At 59.4% G+C, this 14,293-nt stretch carries 8 protein-coding genes; 3 read left to right on the top strand and 5 right to left on the bottom strand.

Annotation, left to right across the window (positions count from 1 at the left end; translation table 11 throughout):
* The 3 genes from Q0U08_RS02470 to Q0U08_RS02460 all read left to right on the top strand — a co-directional run.
* Positions 1-571: conjugal transfer protein TraF (locus Q0U08_RS02470; protein WP_298089540.1), on the top strand; the 571-nt coding region annotated here is incomplete at its 5' end.
* A 1-nt stretch (position 572) separates the two neighbouring features.
* Complete coding sequence (locus Q0U08_RS02465; protein ID WP_298089539.1) at positions 573-2,009, top strand: conjugal transfer protein TraH; 1,437 nt, start codon at positions 573-575, stop codon at positions 2,007-2,009.
* A gap of 33 nt (positions 2,010-2,042) precedes the next feature.
* Entirely contained in the window at positions 2,043-4,745 is a 2,703-nt protein-coding gene (locus tag Q0U08_RS02460) for a conjugal transfer protein TraG N-terminal domain-containing protein (protein WP_298089537.1), read from the top strand.
* Positions 4,746-4,755: 10 nt separating this feature from the next.
* Here the strand turns inward: Q0U08_RS02460 and Q0U08_RS02455 are convergent, their stop codons facing one another.
* The 5 genes from Q0U08_RS02455 to Q0U08_RS02435 all read right to left on the bottom strand — a co-directional run bounded on the left by Q0U08_RS02455 (position 4,756) and on the right by Q0U08_RS02435 (position 14,266).
* Entirely contained in the window at positions 4,756-4,986 is a 231-nt protein-coding gene (locus tag Q0U08_RS02455; RefSeq protein ID WP_298089535.1) for a hypothetical protein, read from the bottom strand.
* Positions 4,987-5,208: 222 nt separating this feature from the next.
* Positions 5,209-6,894, bottom strand: a complete 1,686-nt coding sequence (locus Q0U08_RS02450; RefSeq protein ID WP_298089533.1) for an NERD domain-containing protein — start codon at positions 6,892-6,894, stop codon at positions 5,209-5,211.
* Position 6,895: 1 nt separating this feature from the next.
* Complete coding sequence (drmB, locus tag Q0U08_RS02445) at positions 6,896-8,710, bottom strand: DUF1998 domain-containing protein (RefSeq protein WP_298089532.1); 1,815 nt, start codon at positions 8,708-8,710, stop codon at positions 6,896-6,898.
* Complete coding sequence (locus Q0U08_RS02440; protein WP_298089531.1) at positions 8,707-11,862, bottom strand: helicase-related protein; 3,156 nt, start codon at positions 11,860-11,862, stop codon at positions 8,707-8,709. Before Q0U08_RS02440 ends, drmB begins: the two co-directional genes overlap by 4 nt.
* A gap of 25 nt (positions 11,863-11,887) precedes the next feature.
* Positions 11,888-14,266: a UvrD-helicase domain-containing protein gene (locus Q0U08_RS02435; RefSeq protein ID WP_298089530.1), complete on the bottom strand. Its 2,379-nt coding sequence runs from the start codon at positions 14,264-14,266 to the stop codon at positions 11,888-11,890.
* Positions 14,267-14,293: the final 27 nt, after the last annotated feature.

The following is a 14,293-nucleotide window of genomic DNA, read 5'->3' as shown; positions in this document are numbered from 1 at the left end:
CTTGCGGGAACTGAAGGCCAAGGCGATCCTCGAGCCGACGCCGGCGAATGTTACGGCCTATATCCGATTCCAGCGCGCCCAGCTCGACCGGGCTTCACTCTTCAGCGACGTCTGGCAGCGGGCGATCTGGCAGGATCCCGAGCTCGACTACACGCTGCAGCGCCCGGTTTCGACGCTCGGAAAGCGTCAGTGGCAGGATTCGCGAAGCGCGGAACGGAACGCCGCGATGGCCCAGCTCTCCGAGCGCTACGGGCTCTTCTACTTCTTCGCCCAGAGCTGCGGCGCCTGCGAAGTCATGTCACCGATCGTGCAAAGCGTTGCCTCAACCTGGCATATCGCGGTGCGCGCGATTTCCACCGATGGCGGCCCATCGCGGCATTTCCCGAACTACACGGTCGAGACCAACCAGCGCAGCCGCATGGGGCTTGAGCCCAAGGTCACGCCAGCGGTCGTGCTCTGGGACGCGCAGACCGGCCGCCCCATTCCGATCGGCTACGGCGTCATGAGCGCCGACGAGCTGCAGGACCGGATTTACCTCCTCACATCGAAGGAAGCTGGACGTGACTACTAGGATGAAAAGAGCCGTCGCTGCGCTCCTTGCCGCCGCCCTCCCCTTCACCCTTCCGCTTTCGGGCGCATCGGCCGATGTTGGCAGTTCGATGGACTCGTTTCTGAACGACGTCGGGGGCGCTGCCAACGTCAACGGACCGACCGCGTTCCAAGGGCAGTCGGCCGGCTATTACAGCCTCGGCAATGTCTGGACGCGCTTTCCGCAGAAGACGACCAACATTGCCAACCTGCAGCTGCCGCGCGCTCGCGCCGGTTGCGGGGGGATCGACATCTTCGCCGGGTCCTTCAGCTTCATCAACGCGAGCGAGATCGTCGCGATGTTGAAGGCAGTCGCGAACAATGCGGTCGGCTTCGCCTTCAGCCTGGCGATCGACACGGTCTGCCCGGAATGCTCAAAGATCATGCAAGAGTTCAGCCAGAAGGCTCAGCTCATGAACAATCTCAACATCAACTCATGCGAGATGGCACAAGGATTGGTGGGCGGAATCTGGCCGAAGGGCGACCTTGCCGACAAGGCGATCTGCGAAGCGATCGGCAACTCCGAAGGCATCTTCACCGACTATGCCGCTGCCAAGCATGGATGCGGCACTAGGGGGCAGCGCTCGAGCACGACCGCGCAAGGCTCGGGCAAATACGATGACGTCAATCCCGGCGTGCCGCGAAACTACACCTGGACGATCCTCAAGAAGTCGGCGTTCTTCTCGCCGGGCGGCCGGTTCGACGAAGAGCTCGCCGAATACGCCATGACGCTGCTGGGCACGATCATCTACGTGCCGCCCAAGGACGATGAGCCGGGCAAGTTCGTGCCGATCGTCGGCGAAGCCTCGTCGACGCTCGTCACCTCGCTGCTTGATGGAACCACCAATGGCAATGTCCTGATCTTCGACTGCGATGAGCCGGAGAAGTGCCTTAACCCCGGCTTCAAGTCGCTAAGCCTGCCGGCGTCGAAAGCGCTGCGGCCACGTGTGGCGGCGCTCATCGGCGGGATGGTTCAGGCTATCCGCGACGATACGGCGATCAGCGAAGAACAGAAGGAACTGCTGCAGGTCGCTTCGATCCCGCTCTACAAGATCCTGACCGTCCAGGCCGCCTATGGCCGCGGCATGCCGACCGACGACCGCGAGACCCTGGCCGAGATCGCCAGTGTCGACCTGCTGTTTGCCGTCCTCGACCGGATCGTGAGCGAGGCGGGCCGCTCAATGTCGAGCTTCATCGGGGCCGACGAAGCCAAGATCGCAATGTGGCAGAACCAGGTCAATGTCGTGCGTCAGGCGCTCGCTGACCGGCAGGCCAACACGCATCTCAAGGTCAATGCGGTGCTGCAGATCATCGAGAAGACGGCGTTCATCGAGAACGTCCTGGCCGCATCGATGTCGCCCGGAATGGCCGCATCGCTGGACTGGTCGCGCGGCGTCCAGAGCCGCGCCCTCACCCACTGACCGGGCCAACCACATCGAGGCAGGACAACAGACATGGTCGAGATTTTCACGGTCGGCGGCGGGGACTATCTGGTCAACGTCTTCCAGGCGGTCGCCGCCTGGACCGGTAACGGCGGCTACAAGAGCCTGCTCCAGGTGGTGATGGTGATGGGGCTTGGCATGTCCGCCCTCACCCTTGCGTTCAATCAGGACTGGCGCGCCTGGATCAACTGGTTCCTTGGCGCAACGCTCATCTACTCCTGCCTCATGGTGCCGCGGCTCGATGTCCATGTGACCGATCGGCTCAACCCAAGCCTTGCCCCGGCCAATGTCAGCAACGTCCCGCTGGGCCTCGCCTTGATGGCGAGCTTCACCAGCCAGGTCGGCGACTATCTGACGGGGTCGGCCGAGGTGGTGTTCGGCCTGCCCGGCGATCTCAACTATTCGAAAAACGGCATGATCTACGGCGCGCGGCTCTACGATGCGACCCGGTCCTTACGGATTTCCGACCCGGAGTTTGCTGCCAATCTCGACGAGCATTTCCGGCAATGCGTGTTCTACGACGTGCTGCTCGGCCGCTACTCGATGAAGGAGCTGGCGGAAACAGGCGACATCTGGGCGACGATCGCGCCGGGGAGCCAGGCGCGCGCGCAGCGGTTCCTGACCCGGGATGCCACTTCGGGGCAGGTGAGCTCGAACATCGTGACCTGCCGCGAGGCCTACGACACGCTCAACGCGCAGTGGGCCGGACTGGTCGATGCGATGGGATCGGTGTTCGGCCGTCAGCTTTACCCCAACCAGACCGCCGCGCTCGCAAAGGCGAAGCTCTTCGCCGACCTGCCGGTGGCCTATCAGTACCTGACCGGCGTCTCTGCCAACGCGACCCACATCTTCAAGCAGACGCTGACCATCAATGCGATGAGCCAAGCCATGCACTCGATGTCCGGCACCAGCGGCACGGGCAAGGTCGACGTCTACGCCCAGACCCGCGCCGACATTCAGACCGAACGGACCTATGGCTCAATTGCGAGCAACGCGATGAAGTGGGTCCCGCTCCTGAACGTCGTGCTGACCGTGCTGTTCTACGCGCTATTTCCGGTGCTCTTCCCGCTGTTTCTGCTCCCCAAGACGGGACCGGTCGCCCTCAAGGGCTATGTGACGGGCTTCTTCTATCTTGCGGCCTGGGGACCGCTGTTCGTGATCCTCCACATGATGCTGATGTACAAGGGCGCGGCCGACATGAGCGCGGTCACGGGCAGCAACGGCCTCAGCCTGGCGAGCTTTACCGGAATGGCCGACGTCAACAGCGATATCGGTCTGCTGGCCGGCTATCTCATCGCATCGGTGCCGTTCCTGGCAGGCGGTGTGGCCAAGGGCGCCATGGCGATTTCCCACCACGCCACGAGCTACCTCAATCCGAGCCAGAACGCGGCCGAGGAAGCGGCCCGGGAGGCGAGTACCGGCAACGTCTCGCTCGGCAACACCAGCTTCGAAAACTCGAGCGTCCTAACCCGTCAGTTCGCACAAGGCACGATCGCGCCAAGCTTCACGTACGGCGCGCCGCAGACGCGGACCTTCAGCGACACCGGGGCAATGACCACGAGCTTTCCGGACGGCAGCTACGACCAGATCCCGACCTCCAGCTATCCCTTCACGCCGACGCTGGGCCAGGAGTTCACGGCGCGCCTTTCGACGATGGCATCGCAGGCCCGTGCCAACAGCGAGACCTATGCCAATGTCGCCACGGAATCGACAACCAGCGCGGTCACGAAATTCCGCGAGCTCAGGGACCAGTTCAGCCGAGGCGCATCTTTCGAGAGCGCGACCGGCACCTCGAATTCCGACAGCATCCAGACTGCATTCAGCGAGGTCGATCAAGCATCAACCAATCTGCAGCGGCAATTCGGGCTGTCACGCAGAGCGGCCGATGACATCTCTACGGCTTGGTTCCTCGGCGGCGAGGCCGGGGCAAAAGCCGGAATTTCAAATGGCGTGCTGTCTGGGAGCGTCGGAGCGAAGGGCGGCGGAACACGGACGTGGACCGACAGCGACATCGGCATCGCCTCAGAAGATCGTTCACGGATCTTTGGGAGCCTGTCCCAGATGTCCGAAAGCCGCAATTGGTCGAGCACCCGCGATGGATTTGTTCGCTCGGTCAGCACCGCGAGCAGCTCGTCGATCTCGACCACCGCAAGCGGCATGACCGCATCTCTGACGGAAGCTCAGAGCTTCACCATCGAGGCTCGCCGGGCCGAGGAGCTTGCCAACCGCCTCGAAAGCCAGGCGTCCTTCTTCGAGGGCGACAACGCTGCAGGGAGCCTCAATCTGTCCCAAGCCTACCGAGAATGGGGCCTCGCAGAAATTGAGAGCAATCGTGACTTTTACGGCAACGTCCGGTTTGACGATGTGACCTTCCAGCTCAGCCCGGAAGGCCAGGCATTGCAGGCCAAGTTCATTGAAAGTTACGCCGATCAGCTTCGCGACGGGATCGACGATCGCCTCGTACTCGCCCCCGGATTACCCGTATCCCGCCCGGCAGTCTCTGGTGCCGGATCGGTGCGCAACCAGGCACAGACCGGCGGTAAAGGTTCCGGTTCAGTACCCCGGGCGGGCGCTGGCGATCTCCATGATGAGGTGCAGAGGGCTCAGGCGGCCGGCCGTCAAAGGATCGGCGGATCCAGGGCTCGTCTCGATGCTGTTACTAATGAAGCGCGAGGTGCCAGTGCAGAAGCAGCGGATGACGTGAAGGAGTGGTGACCTGCAACGGTCACCACAGTCCGAATGACGCGCCAGCTAAAAATGCAAAAACTGCGCCAATGACGATGACACCACTGATCGTCAGCTTACGCCCCCACGGGTCGGCCCAAGACTTCCTGATCCGATACTCCATCAAGCGGTTGTCGCGGATCGCCTGATCAATTTCAGACAGCCCTTCCCACTTGCGTTTTCCGCGCGCCTCGGCACTTTGAATGTCGAAATCCGTCATAATGGCGTTCATCTCATTGCTCGTTAGAACATAGCGGAAACAGAGCCAAGGGGACAGGAAATTCAACGGACGCCTGTGCGTTGGCAACAGAGAGCTCTCTCCTTTTGCATGGCGATAGTCACGGACCATCCGGAGTATCGGATTGCGTCACCAAATTGCGCTAAGCTTCACTCTTTCGACCCCGCGGAAAAAACACACTTTTACCGACGCAACAAACTATTACCTTGCAGATGTTCAGACAGCACGCGATGCCGCGGTCTCCCGCTTCTCTGATCCAAAACACATAATGCGGGCGATATCATCGGGACTACCCGCCAGTTCCAGCAGTACGTTTGCACGGCTCGTCGCGACATAGATGTTTTCGGGGTCCCTGAGCCCCTCGAGGCCGAGCACGAAGACGCAGGGCCGCGACAAGCCCTTAAAGCGGCGTACAGTATCCACCACGACGCAGTTTTTACCGATTGCATCGGCGCGGCAAGCGCGCACACCGGCGATGTTGTCGCCAAGGTCCAGAGAGCCCGCTGCGTCCAAAACCGCAATATCGCTAGGTTTGAGCTGACCTGAAGTTAGCAACGTGCGGATACGGTCCGCGACGGTCTTCAGAGCGTGCTCCGGGGATCTGCACTCATGGATGGCAACGGGCTCGCCTTCTGGCCCTGCGGGCGTCGAACGCTTCCCCTCGTACCATTTTGACATCACAGTGTGGATACGTCGCGTGTTACGGAGATTCCTCGACAACGGAATGACAGATTGAGGCAAGGCAGACACGAAGCTCGCCTCGTGCGAGAACAAGCGCTGATTGTCGTCGTAAAAGACGTAGAATCGACCCGTATCCAAGTTGCCAAGAGTCAACTTCAGCGCGTCAAGCCACGAGTCTTTGAAGTCTTGGCCCTCATCAACGATGATCGTGTCAAAACGGAGCTCAGGCAAACGGTCCACAGCTTCGACCAACGCGTTGGGAAGCACGTTTCGGTAGAAGTCCTCGTCCTGCTTTTTTGGAAGCGGCAAGCCGGCCTTTTCAGACAACGTTCCGCATAGCGAATGAAAGCCTGCGACTACAAGATTGGGATGTGAGGAACAAAGTTCCCGCAGGTGGTTCGCAAGCGGCACATTGAAGCACGTGAGGAGAGTTCTACGCCCACCTTCTGCCGAGCGTACAGCCGCCTCTATCGCGAGGACCGTTTTGCCCGAGCCAGCTCCGCCCGTGATCGCAAGTTGCCGATTATGATCCAGCGAGTCGAGAATCCACGCTTGTTCACTGGTCAGGCGTTCAATTTCCTTTGCATCGTCGGCCAAGCTGCAGCCGATGTGAGCCTGCAGTTCAAAGTGGCCTGCAAGGATTTCTTCAAGAGCCTGCTCTCCGTCCAGGCCCAATGGCATCTCGCGATCATCGCTGACGCCGGACATTCGGCTAATGATCCACTGATCGAGCTTTGCCATGTCGTTGCCAAAGGCGACTATTTCGTGGGGTGCGTCCGGTGCCAGAGCGCGGCCAGGGCGGGTGCTTCCGGGCAGGATCACCCCATGCCGAGCGCGGATATAGCGACTGCCAAGTCGCTCCTTCAGCCGCCTCAGAAAATGGTGCTTACTTTTCATGGCCTGAGTCACAGGACTGGTGATTTTGAAAGTGAAATCGTCTCTGTCAGTGGTGAGCCACTGGTTGTCAGACTCTCTGCAGCTCACGCGTCCCCCCTTCACTTCAAGGAAGAGCAAGCCGTTCTCTCGATGGGATACGATAAAGTCCGCTTCGCCATCGAACTCACCACCATACCCGTCGGCTTCGTGCCAAGATCTCGAATAGTAGCATCGATAATCGGCCGGTACCTTATCGCGGATCGTATTGTATACTCTGATCTCTGACGACAGCTTCGGGTTTTTGATAACGTGCTCGGGCAACGTTCCGGGGTACATTCGTGCCATGTCAGCCCTCGTTCTTCAGCAGAGTGTGAAAATATCCGATTTCAGGAGCCTCTGGAGTTCCTATCAGCATCGCCCTGTCGAGGTGGCGGTTGAAATGCTCACACGAGGTTTCCGGAAGAAAGCAGCAGGAGTGACACGCCGCTGATCCGGACCCCTCCGAAAGTGTCAGGATGCCACTCCCGCAAAGCGGGTCAGCCGAGCACCACTCCAAACCACGCAAAGCTCCCAAAAAAATGGGAAGAAGTTCGCGGGATCGCCCTTTGCGGGAAAGCCCACCAAGCGTCCCGTCTGAGTCAGGCGCCGACGTGTATAGAAGGAAGCCGCACATGCCGCCCGGGCCGGAGGAGACGTACAGTCGTTCGCGTATCGAGGCGGTCGAGTATCCGCTATCCAGCGAGAGCTGCTCAACGAGGGCATGAGCCGTTGTGTGCACGAGCAGAAATCGTGGCGAAATCGTCATCGGGAATTCGCGATCATCGCCGTTGTGGTCGCGCCAGCTTCGTTCGGCCGCCTCATGGGCAACCTTGGCTCGCGCGACCACAGAGGGGATTTTCTCCCATTTCGTGACTTGGTTTTCATCGAAATTGAGGAAGATGCCTTCTCCTCGAACCTCAATTGCTGGAAGCCAGTTCAACGGGGTTTCGGACAAGGGCGCGATTTGGACGCTACTGATGCTTTCGGCAGGGCTGAGGCGTGTGAAACCTCTCAGTGCTCGAACTTCGCGGAGACGTTCTACCGACACAACCTGATCGAACGTGCCAAGGAGTTGTGGCGGCGGATTCTGAGGAACGATCCTGAACTCTGGGAAATGTTCGTCTGTACTGCTACCTGAACAGAGCATAAAGTGCTCGTTGACGCGTAAGTCGCCACTGTCATCATCGAGAATGTGAAGCAGCGTAAGGATCTTCGAGGTCAACTGCTCCAGGGTCATCGCCTGATCTGGCCAATACGGATGGATCCTTTTTCTGACGAAATCAGGGACTTGTGCCCTGTCTGCGAGGCTCGTCAGGTCGGCCCAGAACTCGTCAAGCCATTCACGAAACGTGCCGCCAAACGGTGGCACGTCGAGCGCAGACGCAACCACTGGGAAATAGGCATTGGAGGCACCGCGCTGAATGGCAACGGGTTCATTTGAGCAAGCCGCTGCCGCCGCCTGTAGCCACGGCGAACGTCCCTCACAGGGAATCTTACCCAACGCTCCTGGTGATAGAGCGCCGTCCAGGTCCCTTTCTTCAAGGCATTCTGTACAGTGAACCCTGAGACCTTTCAGGCCCGCGCCTTTCCCGATCAACTTCAAGGGGCGCTTGCGAGAGCAGGCTGAATTGTGCCGCGGCCAGGACGCCCAAGGGAAGTCCTGCAGATGCCCGGACGCGCACGTTACCACGAAGCGGACCGGTACAACGAATGACTTTCTGGCACGTTTGCCTCGGCCGGTGGTACACTCGCTGCAATAGAGTTCCGGGCGATCGAGTTCGGAACTCCAGAACCGGCTGCGTTGAAGTCGGTCGCATTTCGGGCACACATGCCAGTCGGGAAAGCGATAAGCGGGGAGTAGCCTTGGCCTAGTCGACGCGCCCACCTTTTCGTTTCCGACAGGCGGCAGCCGAAAGCCTTTAACCTTCAACCTCGCCTGCAAAGGATCATGGCTGATGCGCTGTTCATTGAGCAGACCTGGCTTGGCAGACATCTTGTCCCAGGCTTCCAGACCTGCTGCAACCACCGAAAGCGGAGCTCCGCTGTCTCCCCGGAAATCGATGATGGCACCAGGACCGTTTGAAAGGACCTGACTGCGGCGTATTTTTCCAATCGACTTCATCGTCCGTTGCCTTCCGGGCGCGCGCTTTCAAGCAAGACAAACATGGTGGATGCCTCGACGGAACGCAGTGAATTTGGCGTTGGTCGCTGATTGGCGAAGCGAGCTCTGTTACCACGCTCTGCTGCCGCTTCCGCAGATGTTAGCAGTGCATCGCCGTAGTCCTGCCAATAGTCCTTGAGATTGTCTCGATCGAACCACTCATTGAGAAACTTGTCCAACTGCTCGCGGGCAGGCACGGCCTCCGGTTCATCAATGCGCTGAATTCGATCTACAATCCGTTCCAGCAGGGCTTCCGCTTCAGCCTGGTGGTGATCAATCTGCGATGGATTCTCCATTCCCGGAATTAGATGCCGGACGAGTGCCACGTAGGGCGCATGAAGTGCCCGGTCCCGGGCACGCGGTGCAAACGGTGTCACGCTCGTTGCCTCGACATCTCGGTAGAGGCTCCGGTGCCACGTCGAAAACGTCTCGTACCGGCTTCTGTCCCTCGACTTAGCAGCATTGAACAGAGTTACGACAAGGCCGGGAGTGCTACGGCTGCGCCCCACCCTGCTCGTCGCTTGGATGTACTCAGCAATGGTCTTGGGCTGACCATTGACGACCATCAGCCCAAGTCGAGACACATCCATTCCTACCGAGATCATATTGCTGGCGAGGACTACGTCAATGTGATCGGGGTCCTGCCAGTGCCGTTCAAGGTCCTTCAGGTATTTGGGAATGTCGCTGGAGCTCACCCGACTGGTGAGCTCGATCTGCGTTCCAGCGTCCCTTTGATTTTCTCCGGGCCTCCGTGAGGTATAATCGCTGATGCTGCGCTCAACGTCGTCTCGCATGAGCGACAGCGCTCCCCCTAGCTCGCGCAATGAATTAAAGTAATTGACCAACGTCCAATAGCCGTCGCGGAGCTGCTCAGGGATACTGTCGTCCCCTGCAGATTGGAGCAATGACGCGGCAACCGCCTGCTGAACAAACTTGGCGGATCGACCTACAGTCGTCACGCCAACATAGCGCCTGCCGGGAGCCTTACGATCCTCAACGGCAAAACCTGAGTTGCTGTGGGAGAGGCCAGGTGGAGGGAACTGGAACGATTGCCGGTCGAAAAGAGCCAGAATTTGTTCCTCCGCTCGTCTGATCGTTGCCGTTGAACCGAGGATTTTTGCCCGCTGGCCAGACGATTTACGGCAGAGCTCATCGACTGCGGCTTCGTAAAGTCCCGCCAGACTACCGAGGGGGCCTGAGATCAGGTGAAGCTCGTCCTGGATTACCAGCGCCGGGGGATCCGCGTCTGTTCCGATTCCGAACAGGCGCCCACTTACCTGTTTGCGCACAAGTTGGGCAAACTTGTCGACTGTTCCGATAAGTAGCGTCGGCTGCGTACGATAAACATCATCATCCACAGTCCACACGGGCAGGTGGGCCATACTTTTCTTGACAAGGCAGGCTACCGATACGCATCGAACTTCGATCTGTGTTTTGTCGGCCGATACCGCCCACGTGAGGTCTTCATGACAGCAAGGGCATGCCTTCAGCTGCGCAGGCGAATTGTCGCCATTTAATTCCAGAGCCTTTTCTGCATCACTCACCGAGTTGGGGGTCGCGCCTTCACCTACCCAGAGCCCCAGCGATATCGGGACATCGCTTTTGAAATGAGCGGGGAGAACAACTGCGCCGGCGGGTGCCTGGCCCAGCCGGACCAATTCGCATGCACAAATGAGGGCCGCGGCGCGCTCGAACTGCTGAATAGTCAATAGACGCAGTGTGTAGCGCATGAAAACCGTAACGCCCGCGCCGGACGGATTTCCCCTAGCGCGTATCCGACGCAAGAAGGCGGTGAAAGCGGTAAGAAGCAGATAAGCTTCTGTCTTGCCGCCGCCCGTAGGAAACCACAGCAGATCCATGGTCTCACGGTCTGGCGAACTATCGTCAGCAATGGATTCCAGACAAAGGAGCGCAAATCCCAGCTGGAAGGGACGCCAGGAAAGCTCAGGTGGATCCGGATTTTGTCGCCACGAATATTGCAGCGCCATCGCAGCGTTGGCCATTCGAAAGGCATCAAGCACTTCGGCATCATCAAGCAGGAGCGCGATGCCGCGGCGCATCCGCTGCTCGGCCTCGCGGCAGCGCGCTATGTGGGTTTTCCCTTGATCGGCGCTTTCCGCAGGCACCGTGCCAAGATCCGACTCCATCTTGCTGATCCAATGGGAATAGGCGTCAACGAAAGCATTCAGCCCGGCTGACAGCGCTTCCCTACCTTCGGTTGCCAACCAATCGGCGCCAAGGGGGGCTCGGGCGGCATCGTCCTTGAATTCTACGTCGCCCACCGCGCTGACGACGTGGACGGTTGTCTCTGGCAACCAGCTCGATGACAATTCCTTGACGGAGGCGTCTTCTAGCTCATCCCACACGGCTGAGCATGTGTGCCCCACAGCCCATTGCCGAACATCACGATAAAGCAGTGCCGAAGCCTTTGCGTCGTCATCGAGCTCGGCATGTCCGAATCGGTCCGGTTTGGGGACGAAATAGCAGTCCAGACAGCTTACGGTTAGCTCGACCTGGAAGAGTGCTGCCTCTTCGTTGGCCTGTCGACTCCGCGACTTGGCTGGCCGGGCATCGTTGGTCAGCGCCACAGTGACCAGTAGAACTCCTGACCAGCGGGCAATTCGAATATGTAAGCTGGCATCCGCTATGCCGCTTTCGGCTAGGCTAACTGGCTTAAGACCAGCTGCCTCCCAATCCGACAAAACCAACTCGACATCGCCGTTCAGCGGAAATCGCTGCCAAAGTTTCGGGCGCTTCTGTGTTGCTCCGTCGCCATCCGGTTCGGTGTCCGCTATCCGATAGCGAGCGGCTCTAACTGAGATTTTCAACGATGCGCGCGAAGAGGTCGGCTGAACGGCGAACGAGAGACCGGCAGAGCTCGGTCGGAAACTAGATGCAGTTTTGACGCCGTCCAATGACGTGCCGGCAAACTCAGCGTTATCGGCTTCCGCAGACTCGTCGTCCTCCTCGGGCGAAACTTCAGTCCGGGCCGGGAACAGGATCCCTGTTAAGTAGCGGTCGGAAGGCCTGTCCGAAATGATTTCGTTATCTTCGCCCGGACCGATCAGGTCCGTCTTCATCCGCGCGAGCAGGACGTCGCGTGCGTCCACCATACAATCCCCCAAAAACATACTGGACTCAGCGATCGACCCTGCAGAATCCGCTCAGCAAAGGCATAAGCCCGATAGGTGGTGAATTCCCGGTTACACCGGCAGAGAATACTGTGGTTGCGCCTGAAACCGTTATCGTATCGACGGTGTCAGGCCCGAGGCTTTCGGGGGCGGTCTGCGTAATGGCACGCAGTGTCTCGAGAAACGCTGCGGACAGGCAGCCCAGCGGTGGGGAGTTCTCATCTCCCAAGGACAGGATGTACTGCCCCGCTTTGTTACGCATCGCTCTTATCGACGACTGCGTGCGAGCGGCCATCCAAATTGAGGCAACGGTAGCACGTGGTTTTGTGACGAGCCCGTCTTTCACAAGATCGGCCCAGCTCAGCAGGTCGCCGTCCAGGCCGATCTCGAGCAATCGGTAGCCTGCCCGTGGCGCCCAGTATCGTTCAGGCTGGCCGGTGCGAAAGTATTTGGTCGGGGTGATCCATCCCGTACGCAACTCCGCAGACGCACGGGTCGCCCCTACGTAGAGCGTTCTCGCTTCTTCGTCCCAGTCAACGTCATCGCCAGTCGGAGCTTTTGTGAGCAGCAAGAACACGCGGTCGCTCTCTCGCCCCTTGATTGCGTGAATTGTAGACAGCAGGGGGCCTGCATTTCCCTCATGATCGCGGACAATGTCGAGGATTGGATCCTCAAGGGCCTCAGCGATGTTGGAAACGACAACGTGAGTGCCGGTCCCACCTTCAAGTTCGCGCAGTATCTCCCAGCATTCGGCGAAATCCCGGTCACAGTCAGGTACCAGTTCGTCGAATAGTGCGGCAAAGCCATCCTTGGAGATGCGCTCATTCCCGGGCAAGCCCCCCAGCGTTGCCCCGATCCACGCTTCGATGTGCAAGGGGCGATCTGGAACCCGAATTCGAAATTTGCGGCCTTGGTACCGCAAGGCTTCTGCAGCGGTAACAAGCGCACCGCGCCCTCGAGTCAGGATCAGACCACGCGTCGTAGAAGCGTGACCGGCGAACCCCGACAAGCCGCTTTCTACCGCCGCAGCCTGGATGCGCTCCCGCACTTCGAAGTAGCGCGCCCGCTGATCGGAGGCAGGCGACAGCAGCCTCTCACGGCATTGTGCGAACATATCACCTAGTGCCGGAGTTTTAGTCCGGTGATCCTGTTCCAGGCGGATGATCGAAAAACCGGAATGGTTGCAGATGGTCTCGACGAACGAGCGCTTGTCAGAGTCTGCCGATTGGTAGCCGTAGATTGCCTGGGCCGGATCACCCAGCACGGTGACCCCGCAATCTTGATTCAGCGTGTCCACCAACGCGTCACAGAAGGCTTTGCGGTCTCCCACAAGGTCTTGAGCCTCGTCGATGACGACATGCTCAAACCCGGAAACAATGTCATGCACAAGCGGGTCTCGGCGCACCAGCAGCCGTGTGGCAGCTCGGATGGTGGCATCGTGCCCTCCCTTGACCGATTGGCCCGCGGCACCAAGCAAGCGCGCGGCAAAGGCGTCGAATGTTCGCGTGTGGATCGCAGCGGTTGCCCTGGAAGGGTTCAATGCAGCGACCCGATCACGAAGTTCAGCCACAGCCACTCGCGTAAAACTCAAAACGAGAACGCGTGACGGGGCAACATCTCCACGTTCGACAAGTGAAGCTAGCCGTGCGCACGCGACGAAAGTCTTTCCTGAGCCGGGCCCTGCCTCAACCACCAATCGCGAATTCGCGGGCGCCTCAATAACGCGTTGCTGCTCCGGATCAGGGCCGGCGGCATCTCCAACGCTTTCAGATTCTTGCCGAACTCCGAGCCAGTCGTTGACGAAGATGGCGTTCACATCGCTGATGGACCACGACTTGGTAGCCGGATCAAAATTGCCACACAGTGCGAGTGCGCGTGACAGCTCTGTTGGGATTTCTGCTGCTTCCGCCCACGTGCCCGAAGGTGGCACAAGCCGCTCTATACGCGGCGGTGCATCATCGAATTCCTGCAAATACTCCAACAAGCTGTGGGTCGACGGCGAGGCGGTGTCAGGAAAGAGATCCGCGCCTTCTTCAGACATGGGCATTCCGTGATCACCCACGCCGATAACCCGACCGTCGGGCAGCTCAACTCGCCGTTCCGGCAGTGCAATCAAAACCTGCTCGTCGCGTACGCTGCCAAATCCAACGTCGCCAACCTCGCAAAGTAGCGAAATCAGCGGCCGGACCCGGCCATCCTCGCCTGCACCAAGCGGATCGAGAAATCGGTTTACGCGCTCACAGACCTCGGCGACACTCACCGCCCTCCGGACATGTACGAAACTCCGGACGAAGTCAGCTATGCGGCGTAGTTCCTGGAACTCCTGCCAAATGTGCTCATCCCTGACACCCGAACGCAACTTCACCAAGATTGCCCGCCACTTCAATAAATCCGTGTTGACCCAAGGAAGGTC

Source organism: uncultured Sphingomonas sp. (assembly GCF_946477935.1).
Classification (GTDB): domain Bacteria; phylum Pseudomonadota; class Alphaproteobacteria; order Sphingomonadales; family Sphingomonadaceae; genus Sphingomonas.
The sequence above is the reverse complement of the archived record's forward strand: the minus strand, read 5'-3'. Positions and strand labels throughout refer to the sequence as shown.

Coding starts and splice junctions, on each gene's coding strand:
- Q0U08_RS02440 (WP_298089531.1), bottom strand. CDS start 11,862: ATGGTGGACGCACGCGACGTCCTGCTCGCGCGGATGAAGACGGACCTG.
- Q0U08_RS02450 (WP_298089533.1), bottom strand. CDS start 6,894: ATGGCACGAATGTACCCCGGAACGTTGCCCGAGCACGTTATCAAAAAC.
- Q0U08_RS02460 (WP_298089537.1), top strand. CDS start 2,043: ATGGTCGAGATTTTCACGGTCGGCGGCGGGGACTATCTGGTCAACGTC.
- drmB (WP_298089532.1), bottom strand. CDS start 8,710: ATGAAGTCGATTGGAAAAATACGCCGCAGTCAGGTCCTTTCAAACGGT.
- Q0U08_RS02465 (WP_298089539.1), top strand. CDS start 573: ATGAAAAGAGCCGTCGCTGCGCTCCTTGCCGCCGCCCTCCCCTTCACC.
- Q0U08_RS02455 (WP_298089535.1), bottom strand. CDS start 4,986: ATGAACGCCATTATGACGGATTTCGACATTCAAAGTGCCGAGGCGCGC.